The organism is Parafrankia sp. FMc2, from assembly GCF_041008525.1.
Lineage (GTDB): Bacteria > Actinomycetota > Actinomycetes > Frankiales > Frankiaceae > Parafrankia.
On record NZ_JBFLUG010000015.1, the window covers coordinates 13212 to 31105 of the forward strand.

Annotated in this window: 16 protein-coding genes and 1 pseudogene; 7 read left to right on the plus strand and 10 right to left on the minus strand. The window is 72.0% G+C overall.

The window, feature by feature from the left end; genetic code table 11:
* Positions 1–296: 296 nt before the first annotated feature.
* Positions 297–854 (plus strand): annotated as a pseudogene (locus AB1460_RS08055) (TetR/AcrR family transcriptional regulator); the annotation flags it as partial.
* Positions 855–1073: 219 nt separating this feature from the next.
* Here the strand turns inward: AB1460_RS08055 and AB1460_RS08060 are convergent.
* From AB1460_RS08060 to AB1460_RS08085, 6 genes are all read right to left on the minus strand, one after another.
* Positions 1074–1271: a hypothetical protein gene (locus AB1460_RS08060; RefSeq protein ID WP_368959998.1), complete on the minus strand. Its 198-nt coding sequence runs from the start codon at positions 1269–1271 to the stop codon at positions 1074–1076.
* Positions 1258–2586 (minus strand): IS607 family element RNA-guided endonuclease TnpB, encoded by a 1329-nt coding sequence (tnpB, locus tag AB1460_RS08065; protein WP_368959999.1) that lies wholly within the window; start codon positions 2584–2586, stop codon positions 1258–1260. Before tnpB ends, AB1460_RS08060 begins: the two co-directional genes overlap by 14 nt.
* On the minus strand, positions 2583–3155 hold the full coding sequence (locus tag AB1460_RS08070; RefSeq protein ID WP_368960000.1) for an IS607 family transposase: 573 nt from the start codon (positions 3153–3155) through the stop codon (positions 2583–2585). The genes tnpB and AB1460_RS08070 overlap by 4 nt, the downstream gene beginning before the upstream one ends.
* 55 nt (positions 3156–3210) lie before the next feature.
* A complete protein-coding gene (locus AB1460_RS08075) occupies positions 3211–3384 on the minus strand; it encodes a hypothetical protein (RefSeq protein ID WP_368960001.1) in 174 nt (57 codons plus the stop codon).
* Between the two features lie 6 nt (positions 3385–3390).
* Entirely contained in the window at positions 3391–3891 is a 501-nt protein-coding gene (locus AB1460_RS08080; RefSeq protein ID WP_368960002.1) for an MFS transporter, read from the minus strand.
* A gap of 281 nt (positions 3892–4172) precedes the next feature.
* Positions 4173–5381 carry an ABC transporter substrate-binding protein gene (locus AB1460_RS08085; RefSeq protein ID WP_368960003.1) on the minus strand — a complete coding sequence of 403 codons (1209 nt, stop codon included), beginning with the start codon at positions 5379–5381 and terminating at the stop codon, positions 4173–4175.
* 344 nt (positions 5382–5725) lie between these two features.
* On the opposite strand from AB1460_RS08085, the gene AB1460_RS08090 reads away from it, so the two are divergent.
* The 6 genes from AB1460_RS08090 (at position 5726) to AB1460_RS08115 (ending at position 13001) form a co-directional block, all read left to right on the plus strand.
* Positions 5726–7258, plus strand: coding sequence for an MFS transporter (locus AB1460_RS08090; RefSeq protein WP_368960005.1), 1533 nt, complete (start codon positions 5726–5728; stop codon positions 7256–7258).
* Positions 7259–7553: 295 nt separating this feature from the next.
* Entirely contained in the window at positions 7554–8879 is a 1326-nt protein-coding gene (locus AB1460_RS08095; protein ID WP_368960090.1) for a CoA transferase, read from the plus strand.
* The gene (locus tag AB1460_RS08100; protein ID WP_368960007.1) at positions 8876–9874 is read left to right on the plus strand and encodes a MaoC family dehydratase; all 999 of its coding nucleotides are present in this window, start codon (positions 8876–8878) and stop codon (positions 9872–9874) included. Before AB1460_RS08095 ends, AB1460_RS08100 begins: the two co-directional genes overlap by 4 nt.
* 354 nt (positions 9875–10228) lie before the next feature.
* On the plus strand, positions 10229–10828 hold the full coding sequence (locus AB1460_RS08105; RefSeq protein ID WP_420497221.1) for a cutinase family protein: 600 nt from the start codon (positions 10229–10231) through the stop codon (positions 10826–10828).
* 386 nt (positions 10829–11214) lie between these two features.
* Positions 11215–11880 (plus strand): cutinase family protein, encoded by a 666-nt coding sequence (locus AB1460_RS08110; protein ID WP_368960010.1) that lies wholly within the window; start codon positions 11215–11217, stop codon positions 11878–11880.
* 455 nt (positions 11881–12335) lie between these two features.
* Complete coding sequence (locus tag AB1460_RS08115) at positions 12336–13001, plus strand: cutinase family protein (RefSeq protein ID WP_368960011.1); 666 nt, start codon at positions 12336–12338, stop codon at positions 12999–13001.
* Positions 13002–13222: 221 nt separating this feature from the next.
* On the opposite strand, the gene AB1460_RS08120 is transcribed toward AB1460_RS08115, so the two are convergent.
* Genes AB1460_RS08120 through AB1460_RS08135 form a run of 4 tightly spaced genes read right to left on the minus strand, consistent with a single transcriptional unit; the run spans position 13223 to position 17803 of the window.
* Positions 13223–14401: an acyl-CoA dehydrogenase family protein gene (locus AB1460_RS08120; RefSeq protein ID WP_368960013.1), complete on the minus strand. Its 1179-nt coding sequence runs from the start codon at positions 14399–14401 to the stop codon at positions 13223–13225.
* Positions 14398–15612: an acyl-CoA dehydrogenase family protein gene (locus AB1460_RS08125; RefSeq protein ID WP_368960015.1), complete on the minus strand. Its 1215-nt coding sequence runs from the start codon at positions 15610–15612 to the stop codon at positions 14398–14400. The genes AB1460_RS08120 and AB1460_RS08125 overlap by 4 nt, the downstream gene beginning before the upstream one ends.
* Positions 15609–16664, minus strand: coding sequence for an acyl-CoA dehydrogenase family protein (locus AB1460_RS08130; protein WP_368960017.1), 1056 nt, complete (start codon positions 16662–16664; stop codon positions 15609–15611). Before AB1460_RS08130 ends, AB1460_RS08125 begins: the two co-directional genes overlap by 4 nt.
* Entirely contained in the window at positions 16661–17803 is a 1143-nt protein-coding gene (locus AB1460_RS08135) for an acyl-CoA dehydrogenase family protein (protein ID WP_368960018.1), read from the minus strand. Before AB1460_RS08135 ends, AB1460_RS08130 begins: the two co-directional genes overlap by 4 nt.
* Positions 17804–17894 lie beyond the last annotated feature (91 nt).

A 17894-nucleotide genomic window follows, 5' to 3' on the forward strand; every position in this document is an offset into this window, starting at 1 on the left:
CGCGGCCGCCCGTAGGCAGCACCCACGACGCGACCCGCCCACAGCACCGATGGTCACCACTTCGTCACCCGGCGCCTGGGCGTCGAAAGCGAACTCCTGGCAAAATATCTCCGTTCGCGGTGTCAGTGCCTGGACCGGACGGGGCAGCCCCGACCACCGGCGTGCCGGCGTCGCCAGGCACCGTCGAGCGGCGGGCCGACCAGGGACCATTCGTTACCGTACGGGTACACAGCCGCACGGAAGGCGTGGCTCGCGGACGCCGCGCAGGCAGCAGACCAGGTGGAGGAGGCCCGCGGATGGATGGGCAGGAGCGCGTCGACGCAGCCCGGAACCGCGCGGCGATCCTGGCGGCGGCGGCGGCGCTGTTCGATCGGGACGGCGCCGAGAGCGTGTCGATGAGCGACATCGCCGAGGCCGCGGGGGTCGGGAAGGGCACCGTCTTCCGGCGGTTCGGTGATCGCACGGCGCTGATCGAGGCTGTGCTGATGCCGCGGGTGAACGCGCTGAGCCAGCGGGTCGAGCACGGTGCGCCACCGCTGGGCCCCGGTGGCTCACCCGCGGAGGCCACCCGCGCCTACCTCGACGCGCTGCTCGATTTCGTGGTCGGCAACCGCACGTTGATCCGGGCGCTGGAGAACCGCGGACCGAACGTCTACTACGCCAACGCGTCCAGCCGGTACTGGATCGCCGAGCTGACCCGGCGCCTCACGGTGGCCCGCCCGGAGGATGACGCCGACTACCTGGCGCACGTCCTGTTCACCGCGCTACGGGCGGACGTCGTCGACTACCTCATGACCGCGCGGGAGATGTCGCTGCAGCGCATCCGCGCCGGCCTGCACACGCTGGCCGGCGTGGCCTCCCACGGAACGCCGGCCAGCGGCCAGATCGTCGGCGGCCCGGTGCCCGGCAGCCCGACGGCCGACAGCCCGGTTCCCGGCAGTCCGACGGCCGGCAGCCCGGTTCCCGGCAGTCCGACGGCCGGCAGTCCGACGGCCGGCGACCCGGTGGCGGTGGGCGACGTCCAGGCGGCCGGCACCCGGACCGGTGGATGACGGCGGGCCGGCGGCGGGTGCTCAGGAGCCCTCGCTGACCGGCCCGTTGTCGGAATCCGGGTTGGCGCCGCGGGGTGGGGCGCCAACCCGGCGCATCGTGACGATCGCGTCGGCGTCGCTGACGCGGACGGCGACGGCGAGCCCGAGCACGGCCAGCACCGCGGCCACGTAGAAACCGTTGCATGACAGTGCTGGATAGCGCTGGTCATGCCGCCTCACCTTGCGGTGGGGCACCCCGGGTCTGACCGGCCGCGGCCGTGCCCGGTTCCCGCTTCACAGCCACCGGCCCCGCGAGCGGGGTCTTATGGTCGGCTCCACGGGCGTTGTGCGTCTCCGATGTACTGGCGGCGACGAGGTTGCGCAGGTTGACCGCCGCGTTGGTGTCGCGGTCGATCACCAGGTGGCAGGACTGGCAGTGGAACGTGCGGTCCGACAGCGTCAGGCTTGGGTTTCGCCAGCCGCAGCCGGAGCAGGTCCTCGAGCTTGGGTACCAGCGGTCCGCGATGTGCAGCCGTGAGCCGTACCACCGGGTCTTGTAGTCGAGTTGGCGGCGGATTTCGGCCATCCCGGTGTCGGCGACGGCGCGGGCGAGGCGCCGGTTGCGGACCATGCCGGCGACGTGCAGGTCCTCGACGACGACCACGTCGTGGTTCGTGGCGAGCCGGGTGGTGAGCTTGTTCAGGCCGTCGCGTCGCTGGTTCGCGACGTGCGCGTGGATCTTTCCGAGCCGGGCGGCGCGTTGCCGGCGGCCGGCGCTGCCCGGCTTCGACCGGGAGTAGGCCCGGGACGCCTTCCGTAGCTTCCGCTGGGAGCGGGCGAGTGGTTTCGGGTTGTCGACCTGCTCGCCGGTCGAGAGGACCGCGAGGTGCTTCACGCCGGCATCGACACCGATTGGCCCGCCGGCCCGCTGCCGTGGTGACGGCGCTTCGGGAACCTCCCGTTCGGCCTCGACGGTGAACGACACGAACCAGCGGCCCGCCGTGCGGGACCCGGTCGCGCCGAGCAGCCGTCCCCGCCCGTCGGCCAACCGGCCGGTGAGCGCTCCCATCGGTTCGTGGACCTTGACGCGGCCGATCCGGGGTAGCCTGACGTGCAGGTCGCCGGCTGGGCCGTAGGCGCCGGTCGTGTACCGGAAGGAGTCGCGAGCCTTCCCTCGCTTCTTGAACCGGGGGAAACCGACCCGCCGTCCCCTGCGCTTCCCGTTCTTCGAGTCGGAGAAGTTCTTCAACGCGCGGGCCAACTGGTCGAGTCCGGCGGAGAACGCCTCCTTCGAACACTCGCCCCACCACGGCGCGACGTCGTTCTTCACCTGGTTCCAGCGCAGCCGCAGCGCGGGCAGCGTCCACGGCACCACGGTCAGCGCCTCACCGGCCAGGCCGTAGCTCTGCTCCGCGTCGCGCTGCGCGAGCGCGGCCTTCACGAAGCCCAGGCCCCAGTTGTAGACGAACCGGGCCGCCCCGGCGTGGCGGCGCAGGCCGGCACGCTGGACGTCGTTCGGGTCGAGCGCGAACCGGAACGCCTGCGTCGTCTTCATTCGGCAGCCTCGGTCGCGGCAGCGACCGCGCGCCGGGCGCGGTTCGCGGCGGCCCGGCGGCCGTAGAGCCGAGCGCACATCGACGTGAGGATCTCGGTGATGTCCCGGACGAGGTCGTCATCGACCTCGGCGGGGTCGACGACCAGCAGGCGCCGGCCGTTCGCGGCGAGCGCGGCCTCGACGTACTCGGCGCCGAACCGGGCGAACCGGTCCCGGTGCTCGACGACGATCGTGGTCACGGCCGGGTCGCGCAGCAGGGCGAGGAACTTCCGGCGGTACCCGTTCAGCGCGGAGCCGACCTCGGTCACGACCCGGCCGACCGGCAGGCCCTGCCCAGCCGCCCACATGGTGACCCGCGCGACCTGCCGGTCAAGATCCGATCGCTGGTCGGCGGACGAGACCCGGGCGTACACCGCGACCGTCTCCACCGCCGCCGGCCGGGCCGGCTCGTCGACCAGGATCAGCCCGCCGACCCTGCGCGCGGGCACGGGCAGCCTGCCCTCAAGGAACCACTGACGGGCGGTCGAGTACCCGACCCCGTTCGCCGCAGCCCAGTCCTTGAGATTCACCCTTTCATCATACGGCGCTCTCTGGCGCTAACTGGCGGCCAGCAGGCAGCAGCATTCACCCCTTCGCCGGCCCGACGGACAGGGCGTATAGGACCAGCGCGAATCCGACCGCGGAGAGCACGAAACCGACCGCGTCGAAGCGGCCGGTGGGCGTCCCCTGGCGATCGATCAGGAAGAGGGCGCCGACGATGAACGCGGTCGCGCCGATCGGGAGGTTGACCAGGAACACCCAGTGTCAGGAGGCCTGGTCGGCGAGCACCCCGCCGAGGACCGGGCCGACGGCCGGGGCGATGATCGTCGGGACGACGAGGATGCGCGCGGCGCGGGCCCGGTCGGCCGGCGGGTAGACGTGGAAGAGCATCGCCATGCCGACCGGGGTGAGCAGCCCGCCGCCAGCCCCCTGCAGGATGCGGAACGCCACCAGCTGGCTGAGACTGTCGGCGAGCGCGCACAGCGCGGAGGCAGCGGTGAAGACCGCGAGAGCGGTCAGGAACACCCGGCGGGTGCCGAACCTGTCGGCCAGCCAGCCCGAGGCCGGGATCACCACGGCGAGACTGACCAGATAGCTGATCACGATCTCGTCGACCGAATCGGACGCGACCCCGAGGTCGCGCGCGATGGACGGAAGCGCCACGTTCACGATCGTGCTGTCCATGATCGTGATGAACATCGTCGCGACGAAGAGCGCGGCGACGACAACACGCTGGTCGGCCCCACGGCGGCGGGTGTCGCCCATACGGTCTCCTGCCGATCCCGCTGCGGTGCGGCAGACCCACACAGCGGTTGTTCACCGGGCCCGAAAAGTACCGGACCCTCATAATGAGGACTCCTCACTATGTGGGCAGGCGTCTGGATCCGTCAAACCCACGGCACGCCGACTTCCCGTTCCGGCGCACGCCAGGGCCCGCGGGTGCCGGTCAACGACACCTGCGGGCACGCCGCGGCGATCGACGTCGGATCAGGACCGGTGGGGAACAATGCCACCATCGGGGCAGCGCACCGAGGCAGGTGCGCCGATCAGGTCGCGCCGTCGACGCAGAGCTGCTCCTGCGCGACGGCGAACGCCGTGCCGGTCGGGTCGATCTCGACGAACGCGCTGCACGGGAGCGGGGTGGTGGCGTTGGTGCGCAGGTCGATCGGCTCGATCAGGCCGCCCGCGTCGTAGTCGGGCACGTTGCGCAGGGAGCTGATGAAGGACTCCCGCGTGGGGCAGTCGCCGGCAAGCTCGAGACCGCGCAGGAACATGTCGGCGTAGATGTAGCCGTACATCGCGAACTGCTGATCGGGCTGCCCGGTCTCCGGCGCGAACCGGCCCATCGCCTCACGGTAGGTCTCGATCGCCGGGCCGCCGCCCTCGAACGGGTGGAAGTACACAGGGAAGGACACGCCGATGAGCTGTTCCCCGAGGCGGCTCAGCGTGCTGCGGTCGTAGCCACTGAGGGAGACACTCGCGGCCAGCTCCACCCGGGACTCACGGACGGCCTGCGAGACCTGCGCGAAGTCGTCCAGTGTGGTGAACCCGACCAGCGAGTCCGCGCCGCTCGCGGCGATCCGCCGCGCGATCTGGCGCGGGCTGTCGCTGCCGGACGCGAAGGGGATGATCTCGGCCGTCGGCAGTCCGACCTCCTGGAACGCGGCCGCGTAACGGCGGGCGAAATCCTGGACGAACTGCGCCGAACCGGTCGTCACGATCGCGACCTTCGAGCTGCCCCGGAGGGTCAGGTACCGACCAATGATCTCCGGTGACGCGTCGTAGAGCTGCGAGAACCAGTTCGGGTACTTCGCGAAGTCGGTCTGTGGGAGCCCGACGACCGGTATGCCCTCCCGCGCCAGCCGCTCCGGCGAACCGCCGGTCGCGGACGACACCATGAGCAGCCCGAAGACCGACTGCTGCTGGACGAGGTCGGTCGTCATGCGTTCGTTCGCCGTGGACGAGGAGCCGTCGTCCCGCCAGTCGTAGACGACGGTGCGGCCGTGGACGCCCCCGTTGGCATTGGCCAGGCCCAGCCGCGCGTCCACCCCGGAGCGGGCGGACGAGAGCGCCTCGCTGCCGACGCCCGAGTTGGAGAAGACGAACCCCAGGTTCACGTGATCGGCGGTGACACCGGGCGTGTCGCAGGCGATGTTCGCCTCGGCACCGGCGCCGGGGGTGGAGCAGCTCGTCACGGCAGCCACGGCCAGCGCGGCTGCCAGGCCTAACGGTCCGGCGAGTCCGTGTTTACGCATGAGATCCCCTTTGCTGACGCGAACGACATCCATGCCGTCGCGGACCGTGGCGAGCCACGCCCGTCGAGACGCCCATCGCCAACAACAGGTCACGCTTTCCGATGATTCAGTTGATGCCGCAGGATAGTAGCCATTGCGCCCCAGTGCGCATGGATACGTATGACCTGGGAATACAGGCCAGATTCCGGGTCAGAACCGCCACTCGGCCGACCACGGCACAACTCGGGACCGACAGTCGGACGCCTCGGGGCCTGGTGTGACCAACGACCCACCGGCCGTGCACAGAGGTTCCCCGATGTGCGTGATACATATAGTTGTACGATACAGCTAACTGTGGGGTGCACATGGTGTCCAGCGAAGTCCCCGGCAGCTCCCGGCCGGCTCCCGACGCAGGCTCCGCGGGCGGGGCCACCGAGGGCGGGGCGCGTCGCGTCGAAGTGGTCATCGCCGTCCTGGCCTCGGCGGGCGTCGTCGTCGCGCTGATGCAGACCCTGATGGTCCCGCTGATCCCGGTACTGCCCCGACTGCTGGGCAGCAGTGCCGCGGACGCCTCCTGGGCCATCACCGCGACCCTGCTGACCGGCGCCGTCGCCAACCCGGTGTTCGGGCGTCTCGGTGATCTCTTCGGCAAGCGGCGGATGCTGCTCGTCGCCGCCTACTGCCTCGCCGCCGGGTCGCTGATCTGCGCGCTGAGCAGCTCGCTGGTGCCGATCGTCGCCGGGCGCGCCCTGCAGGGCCTCGGCCTGCCGATCATCCCGCTGGGCATCAGCATCATGCGGGACCTGCTGCCCCCCAAACGGCTCATTCCGGCGATGGCCCTGATGAGCTCCTCGCTGGGCATCGGCGGGGCGCTGGGCCTGCCGATCGCGGCGGTCGTGGCGCAGAACTTCGACTGGCACGTGCTGTTCTGGGGGTCCCTGGTCGCGGCCGGCGCCCTCGTCGTCCTCATCACCGTGGTCGTGCCGGAATCCCCCGTCCGGGGGATGGGCACCTTCGATCTGCCCGGCGCGGTGGCGCTCTCCGCCGGCCTGGTGGCCCTGCTGCTCGCGGTGACGAAGGGCGCGGCCTGGGGCTGGGCGAGCGCCACCACTCTGGGGCTGTTCGTGGGCGCCGTCCTGGTCCTGCTGGCCTGGGGCTGGTGGGAGACCCGCACCGCCGCTCCCCTGGTGGACCTGCGGACGTCCAGCCGGCGCCCGGTGCTCCTGACGAACATCGCGTCGACGGTGCTGGGCTTCGCGATGTACGCGATGTCGCTGATCAGTCCGCAGCTGCTGCAGCTGCCCCGGTCGACCGGGCACGGCCTCGGCCAGTCGCTGGTCGCCACCGGCCTGTGGATGGCTCCCGGCGGCCTGGTGATGATGGCCATGTCGCCGGTCGCCGGCCGGCTGATCGCCGCCCGCGGGCCGAGGACGGCCCTCATCGCCGGCTCCGCGGTGATCACGGTGGGCTACCTGCTGGCACAGGGCCTGCTCGGCACGCCGTGGGGCCTGCTCATCGTCACCGCGGTGATCAGCACCGGCGTCGGTCTCGCCTACGCGGCGATGCCGACCCTGATCATGACGTCGGCGTCGGCGTCCGAAGGCGCGGCCGCCAACGGCCTCAACACCCTGATGCGCTCGATCGGGACGTCCACCGCCAGTGCGGTGATCGGCGTGGTCCTGGCCAACATGACGATCTCGTTCGGCGCGAGCACCGTGCCCTCGCTCACCGGCATGCGGGTCGGGTTCCTGATCGGCGCGGGTGCCGCGCTGGCCGCCTGCCTGCTCGCACTGGCCATCCCCGGACGGGCGGCGCGGCCGGCAGGTGCCGTCGTCCCCGGCCAGCGTCCGACGTCGACCGCCGCGGCTCGCTCGGGGGCGGGTGCGGGCGTCTCCTGACCCTCGGTTTCCGGTGTGCCGGCGACGGGGCTGCCGCCGGTCGCGGCCGGCACCGGCCCTTTCGAGGGCCGGCAAGATAGTTATGCCATCACCTGAATTCTGATAGGAACAAAGAGGGAAACGAAAATATCACCCTGCGTCGGCGAACAATAACGCTCAGCGTCGAGCCGTGCGGGTCAGCGGATTCCTTCGAGCAGGATGGCGGTGCCCGCATGGACATCGAGGCCGACCGGGGAGCGATCTGGCGCAACGCGCCCGCCCCCACCGCCGGGCGGGCGTCGTGACGACGCCCGAGATGGCCGTGACGACGCCCGAGGTGGCCCGGCCTCTCGCGGGCCTGCGGGTGGTCGAGTGCGCGAGCTTCGTCGCCGGACCCACCGGCGGGATGACCCTCGCCCAGCTCGGCGCCGACGTGATCAGGATCGACCCGGTCGGCGGCGGCAGTGACCACCAGCGCTGGCCCGTCGCCCCGACCGGCGAGAGCTACTACTGGACGTCCCTCAACAAGGCGAAACGCTCCGTCGCGATCGACATGCGCTCCCCCGCGGGCAAGGAACTGGTGGCGGCTCTGATCACCGCGCCGGGCCCGGAGCAGGGCGTGCTCGTCGACAATGTCGTCGGGCGGCGCTGGATGGCGCACGGCGCCCTCGCCGAGCGCCGGGCGGACCTGATCCACGTCCGGGTCCAGGGCTATCCGGACGGCCGGCCTGCCGTCGACTACACGGTCAACGCCGAGGTCGGCCTGCCCGGGATCACCGGCCGCGAGGAGGGCGGCGCGCCGGTCAACCACGTGCTGCCGGCCTGGGACTACATCACCGGTATGAGCGTGTCGACCGCCGTCCTCGCCGCGCTGCGCGACCGTGACCGCACCGGCGCCGGCGCGTTCATCGAGCTGGCCCTCTCCGACGTGGCGCTGGCCGGCGTCGCGAACATGGGCTGGCTGTCCGAGGCCGCCGCCCGTGGGGTGGAGCGGCCGCGGCATGGCAACCACGTCTACGGCAGCTTCGGTGTCGACTTCACCTGCAGCGACGGCAACCGGGTGATGGTCGTCGCGCTCACCGAGGGCCAGTGGGCGGCGCTCTGCTCGGTGACCAAGACCGGCGAGGTGTTCGCCGCGCTGGAGACCGCCCTGGACGCCGACCTCACCCAGGAGGCCGACCGCTACCGGCTGCGCGAGACCATCGCCGCGGTGCTGCGCCCCTGGTTCGCCGCCCGCGACTACCCCCAGGTCGCGGGCGAGCTCGACGCCGCCCGGGTGCTGTGGGGCCGGTACCGGGGCATGGTCGACGTCGTCGCCGCCCACGCCGCGAACCCCCTCCCCGTGCTCGCGGACGTCGAGCTGCCCACCCAGGACCAGGCGACCGGTCCGGTCACCGCCATCACCGCACGCTCGCCGATGCGGTGGAACGGCCGGTACGGTGCCCCCGGTGCCGCTCCCCGCCTCGGCGAGCACACCGTGCCCGTCCTGGCCGAGGTCCTCGGGCTCGGCGACGCCGAGATCGGGCGGCTGGTCGACAGCGGCGTGATCGGCCGGCCCACGACAGGGTCGGACGAGCCGAGCCGGTCAGACGGGTCGAGCGAGTCGGGCGAGTCGGGCGAGTCGGCGGGAGCGCGCGGATGACGATCGGAGCTGTCGCCGAGGGCCCCTACTTCGACGAGCTGGCCGTCGGGCAGACGTTCCGGTCCGCGCCGGGGGTGACGCTCACGCCGGGCCTGGCCGACGTCCACCGTTCCATCGTCGGCGGCCGGCTCGCGCTCGCCCTGGACACCGCGCTGTGCGCCGAGGTCACCGGCGGCGCCGCGCTCGCGCCGCCGAACGTCGTCTGGGACGTCGCCATCGGCCAGTCCACCGTCGTCACCCATCACGTCAAGGCCAACCTCTTCTACCGGGGCCTGGTCTTCCGCCGCACCCCGGCGATCGGCGACACCCTGCGGACGTCCACCGAGGTCGTCGCACTGCGGCAGAACAGCGTGCGGCCCGGCCGGCGGCCCACCGGCCTCGCGGTGCTCCGGATCACCACCGTCGACCAGCACGGACGTCCGGTCCTGGACTTCTGGCGCTGCGCGATGCTGCCGCTGCGTGACCCGGAGCGGGCGACCGGCCACCGTGACGACGTCGAGTCCGTCGGCGCCCCGCCAGCCCCGGCGGAGCTTGCCGCCGTCGTCGACGGCTGGGACCTCGCCCGCTTCGCCGCCGCCACCGAGGGCGCCCGCTTCGCCGACCTGAAGGCCGGGCAGAGCTGGCTCGTCGGCGGCGGGGACGTCGTGTCGAGCGCGCCGGAACTGGCCAGGCTCACCCTCAACATCGCGCAGGTCCACCACGACAGCGCCGCCGGCGGCGGACGCCGGCTGGTCTACGGCGGTCACACCATCGGACTGGCGTTCACGCAGGTCACGCGGGCCCTGCCAGCGCTGGTGACGGTCGCCGGCTGGCATGGGTGCGACCACGTGGGCCCGGTGTACGAAGGTGACACCCTGCGCAGCGAGATCACCGTCGACGAGCTGGCACCGCTGGCCGCCGGCGGCGGTCTCGTCAGCCTCCGCTCGCGCGTGCGCGCCGACGGAGACCCCGACCGTGACGTGCTCGACTGGAAGTTCGTCGCAGTCCTGCCCTGACAGCGGTTGGCAGTTCAGCAACCCAGCAGAGTTGTGATCGTTTATATACTCAGAGCGACGGCGTCCCGACCTCCGCGGAGACAATGCCCGGGTCGGGCGCCGGTCCGCCCCGGCGGCCTACACACCCCGCGACCATGATGGCACCTTGGGGTAGCCCCGCGCGGGGAGATATTGATCTGAAATAGGACGGATATTAGTTTCTCGTGCGCACGGTCATTCACAAACGGGGGGATGACCGGGAAACAGCCGGCCGAACCAGGCCGACTTTTCCCGAGAGACGAGGCGCGCGTGAGAGTCATCCGTTCCTGGAGAAGGCGGGCCCTGGCACTGACCATGGCCGTCACCGCCAGCACGATGGGAATCGGGCTGGCGGCCGCTCCGGCCAGGGCCGCGACATGTTCCGACGTGGACATCGTGTTTGCCCGCGGCACCGGCGAAGCGCCCGGGCTGGGTATCACCGGCACACCGTTCGTGAACTCCCTGCGGCAGAACCTCGGTGGGACGACGGTCAGTTCCTACGCGGTGAACTACGCGGCCGACTTCGCCCAGACCTCCGCCGGCCCCGGCGCCACCGACATGACCCGCCACGTCGTCTCGGTCGCGGCCTCCTGCCCGGACACCACGTTCGTACTCGGCGGCTACTCACAGGGAGGCAGCGTCACCGACATCTCCATCGGCATCCGGACCCTGCTCGGCTCCGGCGAGACCATCCCCACCAGCCTCGCGCCGCGGGTCGCCGCCGTCGTCGTCTTCGGCAACCCGCTCGCCCTCTACGGCCAGCGAATCACCACCGTCAGCCCCCTCTACGGCCCCAAGGCCAGGGAGTACTGCAACCTCGGTGACCCGGTCTGCGCTGGCGGGTTCAACATCTACGCGCACCTCACCTACGGGTTCGACGGCAGCACCGCTGGCGGCGCCTCCTTCGCCGCAGCCCGGGTGCGCGCACTCGGCTGACAGCACGGCACCCGGCGACACCCGCCGATCCGCGCACGAGGCCGGGGCCGGCCCGCGACCCGCGACCCGCCGGCCCCGGCCTCACCCCGGCCACCCGCCGCGGTCTCGTCAGCTGTCACTCCGCGCCGCTGCTGTAGTCGGACGGGCACGCATGACGGCCACACCCGCCCGGCCGAAGGCCGGCGTCGGACAGGTCGTCACAGGATCACCCACACCGCTTGCACGCTCAGCGACCATACCGGCACCTTGGGGTAGCCCGTAAGCGGAGAAGTTGATTCCAATTAGCACGGACACTAGTTTCTCATGCGCAAGGTCATTCACGTGGGGGGGATGACTGGAAACAATCCGCAGCACCACGCGGACTGTTTTCGAAAGAGAGAACGCACATGAGAATGGTCCGTTCCTGGAAAACGGTGGCGGTAGCGCTGGCCATGGCCACCTCCGCCGGCACGGTTGGAATCGGTCTCACCGCCGGACCGGCGAGCGCCGCACCATGCTCCGACGTGGACATCGTCTTCGCGCGGGGCACCGGTGAATCACCCGGCCTGGGGATCACCGGAACTCCGTTCGTGAACTCCCTGCGGCAGAACCTCGGCGGGGCGACGGTCAGCTCCTACGCGGTGACCTACGCGGCCAGCACCAACCAGACGTCCGCCGGCCCCGGCGCCACCGACATGACCCGCCACGTCGTCTCGGTCGCGGCCTCCTGCCCGGACACCACGTTCGTACTCGGCGGCTACTCACAGGGCGCCAGCGTCACCGACATCTCCATCGGCATCCCGACCGTGCTCGGCTCCGGCGAGACCATCCCGACCGCCCTCGCGCCGCGGGTCGCCGCGGTCGTCGTCTTCGGCAACCCGCTCGCCCTCTCCGGACAGCACATTCCCACCGCGAGCCCGCTCTACGGGTCGAAGGCCCGGGAGTACTGCAACGTCGGCGACCCGGTCTGCGCGAACGGCTCCAACTTCTACGCGCACATCCTCTACGGGTTCGACGGCAGCACCACCGACGGCGCGGCCTTCGCCGCAGCCCGGGTACGCGCACTGGGCTGACAGCCCGACGCCCGACGGCACCCGGCACCCCGATACCCCGGCACCCGGGCACCCGGGCACCCGGCGATCCATCCGCGGCGCCGGGCCGGCCTCGCGCCGGGCGGGCCGGGCACCGATCCTCCGGTTCCGCCCGGCGGGACCGCCGACAGGTGATCAGGCGCTTTGCGCCGGCGCCGGCATTCCGTCGACGTCATTCACCAGTTGCTACCTCGTGGCGCCGCGGAGTCATCCCACGCCGGTGCGCGGCGAACACTGGCGGGAAACCATCCCCACGCACCGGGGTGTGACCACCTCTCGGTAGCAGTACAGGCACCTTTGGGGGGACCGCCGGGGGGCGGTGTTGAACCCCCACAGGGCGGACGATACTTTTTTCCATGCAAGGTCATTCCAATGGGGGGGATGACTGGGGTTGCCGCTGTGCCTGGCCAAGCAACCCCGCAAGGAGACTCACGCACATGAGGCTTGCCCGTTCCTGGAAACAGCGCGCTGTGGCGGTCTTCCTGACTGCTGTTGCCGGCACACTGGGTGCCGGAATCACGGCCAGCCCTGCCTCCGCGGCGACCTGTTCCGATGTCGATGTGGTGTTTGCCCGCGGCAGCGGAGAATTGCCGGGCCTTGGAATCACCGGCACCCCGTTCGTCAACTCCGTGAAGCAGGGGCTCACCGGGAAGACGGTCAGCTCCTACGCGGTGAACTACGCGGCTGACATCGCCCAGACGTCCGACGGTGCCGGCGCCACCGACATGACCCGGCACGTCCGCTCCGTGGCTGCCTCCTGCCCGAACACCAAGTTCGTGCTGGGTGGCTACTCCCAGGGCGCCAGCGTCACCGACATCTCGATCGGCATCCGGACCTTCCTCGGTTCGGGCGAGACCATCCCGACCGAGCTCGCGCCGCGGGTCGCCGCGGTCGTCGTCTTCGGCAACCCGCTCGCGCTGTTCGGCCAGAAAATCACCACGGCGAGCCCGCTCTACGGCCCGAAGGCCAAGGAGTTCTGCAACCTGGGTGACCCGGTCTGCGCCGGCGGATTCAACGTCTTCGCGCACCTCACTTACGGATTCGACGGCAGCACGGCCAACGGTGCCTCCTTCGCCGTCTCGAAGGTGCGCGCACTCGGCTGACATCCGCGGTAATCACGTCGATCAGTTCGGGGCCGGTCCCGAACCGAATCCCTGCACCTGGATTCGGTTCGCGGGCCGGCCCCGTTGCCTGTGACCAGTTTCCGTAGTCAGTTCATTTCTCGTATTGGCTGTTTATTGACCCGAGCGTATTGCTTCGCGCTGTGCCGCAGGTCACTCGGGGGCCGCCCCCTGATCCGGTCGTAACACGGTCAGCCGGGCGCTCAGGGGGCGGCGAACCTCGCACCGAGCCGGGCGCGGTGCGCCGCCGGCGCGCCGAACAGCGACCGGTTCAGCAGCGCCCGTTTCAGGTAGACGTGGACCCCGCCCTCCCAGGTGTAGCCGATGCCGCCGTGCAGCTGCATCGCCGCGCCCACGATGTCGACGGCGGCGACGCAGACGTACGACTTCGCCCGCGACACGGCGATACCCGCGTCGGGGTCGTCGGCCGCCACCGACCGCACCGCCTCGCCGAGCAGCTCCCGCCCGACCGCGATCTGGACGAACATGTCGGCGCAGGCGTGCTTCACCGCCTGGAACGAGCCGATGGGACGTCCGAACTGCCGACGGGTCCCCGCGTACTCGACAGTGGTCTCGAGCATCGCCTCCGCCAGGCCGAGGCCGTCGCAGGCCATCGCCAGCGCGGCTCGGTCACGCAGCCGCCGGGCGGCCGCCGCCGGGTCGTCACCGGCGAACCGCCACACCGAGGCGGGGTCGACCGGGGCGCCGTCGACGACCACGGTGCCGAGACCGCGGGTCTCGTCCAGGACGGGCCGGTCGGTGACCGTGACACCCGGGTCGCCCGGCCGGACCCGCACCACCACCGGCAGCCCGTCCGGGTCGACGGCGAGCAGCAGGACCTGGTCGGCGCCGGCCGCGTCCGGCACGAAGTCGGCCTGGCCGCTCACCCGGTGCGCGTCGAGCCGGAAGGCGGCCGTGTCGTCGTCGCCCGTGGGCAGCGCGACCGCGAGGCGCTGGCTGCCCACGGCGGCCGCGCGCAGCAGCTCGTCCCGCCCCGGCCCCGCCTCGAGCAGGCGCAGTGCCCCGACGCCGAGCACAGCCGAGCCCAGATAGGGGGTGCTCGCCGCGGCCCGGCCGAGCTCGTGCAGGACGACCGCGACCTCGGCGAAGGTCACGCCCGCGCCGTCGAGCTCCTCCGGGGCCTCCAGCCCGAGCCAGCCGGTGTCGGCGAGCAGCGACCAGTCGACCGTGGCGTACGTCTGGTCGGGGCCGGCCTTGGCGGCGTTGCGGCGCAGCAGATCCCGGGCGACAGCGCGCAGCTCCCGGTGCAGCTCGCCGAGATCGCCGAGATCGCCCGGACCGGCCGCACCGCCGGAGCCGCCGACGCCGCCCGAGCCGTCCGCGCTGCCCGCGCCGCCCTGCCCGTCGGGACGGGCGCTCATGACGACACCACCGGCTCCCGGGGCAGGCCGAGGCCGCGCTCGCCGATGATGGTCCGCTGGATCTCGCTCGTCCCGCCGGGGATCGTCCACTCCCACGATCCGATGAAGTCCAGCACCCACGCTCCCGACTCCCAGCCGCTGGACGCGGGCTTGCGCAGCTCGGCGTGGGCGGGCAGCCCGGCCACCTCGACGGCGAAGTCCATGGTCCGTTGCAGCAGTTCGCTGTAGTACAGCTTCACCACCGAGGCCTCCACCGGGCCGGCGGTGCCCGCCTCGTGCCGCTCGACCAGGCCGCGGCACAACGCCCGCAGGCCGGCGATCTCGGTGTCGAGCTCCGCCAGCCGGTCCAGTACCCGCGGGTCGTCGACGGGACGCCCGCCGCCGGGCCCCGGCGTGCGGCAGGTCTCCACCAGCCACCGGAAGCCCGCGTTGCCCAGCCGCTCGGCCAGTTCCAGCATGGTCATCCCACGTTCGGCGCTCAGCGTCGACTGGGCCACCTGCCAGCCCTGGTCGACCGGGCCGACCAGGTTCTCGGCCGGGATCACCACGCCGTTGAGGAAGATCTCGCAGAAGTGCGACTCGCCCGCCGCGTTACGCACCGGCCGGACGTCGATGCCGGGCGAGCGCATGTCCATCAGGAAGTAGGAGATCCCCCGCCGCTTGGGCACGGCCGGGTCGGTCCGGGCGAGCAGGAGGCACCAGTCGGCGTGCGCGGCCCCGCTGGCCCACAGCTTCTGCCCGTCGACGACGAACCCGTCGCCCTCGCGGCGCGCGGTGGTGCGCAGGCTGGCCAGGTCGGAGCCGGCCTCGGGCTCGGAGAAGCCCTGCACCCAGATCTCGCCGTCGAGGATCGCGGGCAGGTGCCGGCGCCGCTGCTCGTCCGTCCCCGCCGCGAGCAGCGTCGACGCCGCGTGGTGGATCGAGACGAAGCCGAGGACGAGCCGGGGCGCGTCGTGCGCCGCCAGCTCCTGGTACAGCACCACCTGCTGGGCGACCGGCATCCCGCCGCCCCACTCGGCGGGCCAGTGCGGGACGGCGAAACCCGCCGTGCGCAGCCGCTGGAACCACTCCTGCTGGAAGCGGACGAACTCGTCGTCGGACGCGCCGGCCTGCGTGCGCCGCCAGTCGGACGGCACCTCGGCACGGCACCAGCGCCGCACCTCGGCCCGGAACTCCGCCAGGTCCGCGGTGGAAATCGCGGGGGTCGTCACAGCGGCTGCACCTCCAGGTCCGGCTCGCGGCGCGGGGCGAACGGCCCGGCCAGACCCGCCCGGCCGATCCGGCGGGTGAGCTCATCGCGGGTGGCAGACAGACCCAGCGGCAGGCGCCGGGCCGGCTGGCTGTACCGCGAGATCCACGACAGCGTGGTCTCGTCGCAGAAGCCCATCGCGCCGTGGAGCTGATGCGCGACCCGGAACACCTGGTCAGCGGCTTCGAGGATGGCGAGGCGCAGCGCGAGCGCGTCGTCGACGGCCTCGCCGCGCCCGGTGGCGACGGCCCACAGGGCGTACTTCGCCAGCTCCTCGACGCCGAGCCGTTCGACCTCGGCGTCGGTCAGCTGGAACTGCACTCCCTGGAACCGCGCGAGGGGCTGGCCGAACTGCTCGCGCGCGAGGACATGGGCGCGGGTCAGATCGATCGCCCGGTCGAGCATGCCGAGCAGGGTCCAGCACGGCAGCACCAGGCCGAGCGCCAGGTCGGCGAGCCCGTCGCCGTCGCGGGACGCCTGGCTCGGGACGAGCGCCGGATCGTCGACCAGCCCGGTGACGAAGGCGCCGTAGCGGGGGGTCGTCGCCGGCGGCGCGGCGGTGGCGATGCCGCGGCCCCCGTCGAAGGTCACCGTCGACCACCGCCGCCCGAGACCGGCGACGGGCGCCGCCGGCCCGTACCCGACGAGGCCCGCATCGCCCGCGCCGAGGCCGTCGCCCGTGCCGCCCGCGCCGCCGGGCCCGGTGCCCGCGATGACGACGAGACCGTCGGTGGAGCTGTCGGCGGGGCGGGCGAGCCGTTCGGCGACCGGGTAGGGCAGCGCCCACCAGCCCGCGACCCGGCACAGCGCGGCCACCGCCTCGAGTTCGTCGGCGCCCCCACGCGGGTCGAGATCCCAGGCACCGAGCTCGGCCAGGACCGGCTCCACGAGGTCGGCCCGCCGGGCCGGCTCGCGCTCCGCGTCCTGGACGATCTGGTCGCCACCGGCCGCCTCGAAGGCGCGCAGGGCCGTCCGCCCGTACTCGACGGCCTCCTCGCTCAGCTCGGTGTTCACCTCGCCGCCAACAGCGAGCGCGACATGAGGATCCGCTGCATCTCGACGCTGCCCGAGGCCACGGTGGCGGACACCGAGTAACGCCGGTGGTCCTCCACGGCACGGCGGAACCGCCGGCCTTCCTCCCCGGGCAGCGACGCGCCGGCGACGATGTCCATGAGCACCTCCGCGCTCTCCTGGTCCAGTCGGGTCACCGCGATCCGGTAGGCCGCGGAGTCGTCCGGTCTGATCCGTCCGCCGGCCTGCAGGGAGACCACGCGGTAGGCGAGCAGGCGGGCCCGCCGGGCGTGGACGAGCATCCGGGCCCAGCGGCTGCGCAGCTCCTCCGGCAGCACGTCCCATTCGGCGCCCAGCGCGGCCGGCGCGGCCTGGAGCAGTCGCTCGACCCGGGCGTAGCGGGCGATGCCCACCCGCTCGAAGGCGAGAACCTCCTGGACGATCGCCCAGCCCTCGCCGACGGTGCCGAGGACGTCCGCCTCGGTCACCCGCAGCTCGTCGAAGAAGACCTCGTTGAGGTGGTGCGGCCCGAGCATGCTGGGGATCGGGCGGACCTCGATCGCCGGGTCGGACATCGGCACCAGGAACACCGTCAGCCCCTGCTGCCGGCGCTTCTCCCGGGAGGTGCGGGCCAGCAGGAAGCACCACTGCGCCATGGTCGCGTAGGACGTCCAGACCTTCTGGCCGCTGACCCGCCAGCCGCCGGACTCCTCGTCCGGATGGGCGGTGGTACGCAGCGAGGCGAGGTCGGAGCCGGATTCCGGCTCGCTGAAGCCCTGGCACCAGATCACCTCACCCCGGGCTATCGGCGGCAGGTGGCGCTGCTGCTGCTCGGCCGTGCCGTGCCGCATGATCGCCGGGCCGACCCAGTTGACGCCCATGTACTGGGCGCCCCGTGGCTCGTGGTGGGCCCACATCTCCTCGCGGACGACCGTCTGTTCCCACAGCGTCGCACCGCGGCCGCCGAACTCGGTGGGCCAGGCCATGCACAGCAGGCCCAGCTCGGCGAGGGTCCGGGAGAAGCTCTGGGCGACCTCGAGGTCGGCCGGATCGTCGGTGAACGCGCCGAGGAAGTCCGGCGGCACGTGCTTGTGGACCAGCTCGCGTAGGTCGCGCCGGAGTGTCTCCACTCCCTCGCCCATGTCGTACTCCATGGACGGCAGACAGTAGCCGGAAACGCTTCGACCTTCAATACTTATAAAGATAAGAAGGGGTATGCTCACAGAGTGCCCA

Coding starts and splice junctions, on each gene's coding strand:
- tnpB (WP_368959999.1), bottom strand. CDS start 2,586: ATGAAGACGACGCAGGCGTTCCGGTTCGCGCTCGACCCGAACGACGTC.
- AB1460_RS08080 (WP_368960002.1), bottom strand. CDS start 3,891: ATGGGCGACACCCGCCGCCGTGGGGCCGACCAGCGTGTTGTCGTCGCC.
- AB1460_RS08085 (WP_368960003.1), bottom strand. CDS start 5,381: ATGCGTAAACACGGACTCGCCGGACCGTTAGGCCTGGCAGCCGCGCTG.
- AB1460_RS08090 (WP_368960005.1), top strand. CDS start 5,726: ATGGTGTCCAGCGAAGTCCCCGGCAGCTCCCGGCCGGCTCCCGACGCA.
- AB1460_RS08095 (WP_368960090.1), top strand. CDS start 7,554: ATGGCCGTGACGACGCCCGAGGTGGCCCGGCCTCTCGCGGGCCTGCGG.
- AB1460_RS08100 (WP_368960007.1), top strand. CDS start 8,876: ATGACGATCGGAGCTGTCGCCGAGGGCCCCTACTTCGACGAGCTGGCC.
- AB1460_RS08105 (WP_420497221.1), top strand. CDS start 10,229: ATGGGAATCGGGCTGGCGGCCGCTCCGGCCAGGGCCGCGACATGTTCC.
- AB1460_RS08110 (WP_368960010.1), top strand. CDS start 11,215: ATGAGAATGGTCCGTTCCTGGAAAACGGTGGCGGTAGCGCTGGCCATG.
- AB1460_RS08115 (WP_368960011.1), top strand. CDS start 12,336: ATGAGGCTTGCCCGTTCCTGGAAACAGCGCGCTGTGGCGGTCTTCCTG.
- AB1460_RS08120 (WP_368960013.1), bottom strand. CDS start 14,401: ATGAGCGCCCGTCCCGACGGGCAGGGCGGCGCGGGCAGCGCGGACGGC.
- AB1460_RS08135 (WP_368960018.1), bottom strand. CDS start 17,803: ATGGGCGAGGGAGTGGAGACACTCCGGCGCGACCTACGCGAGCTGGTC.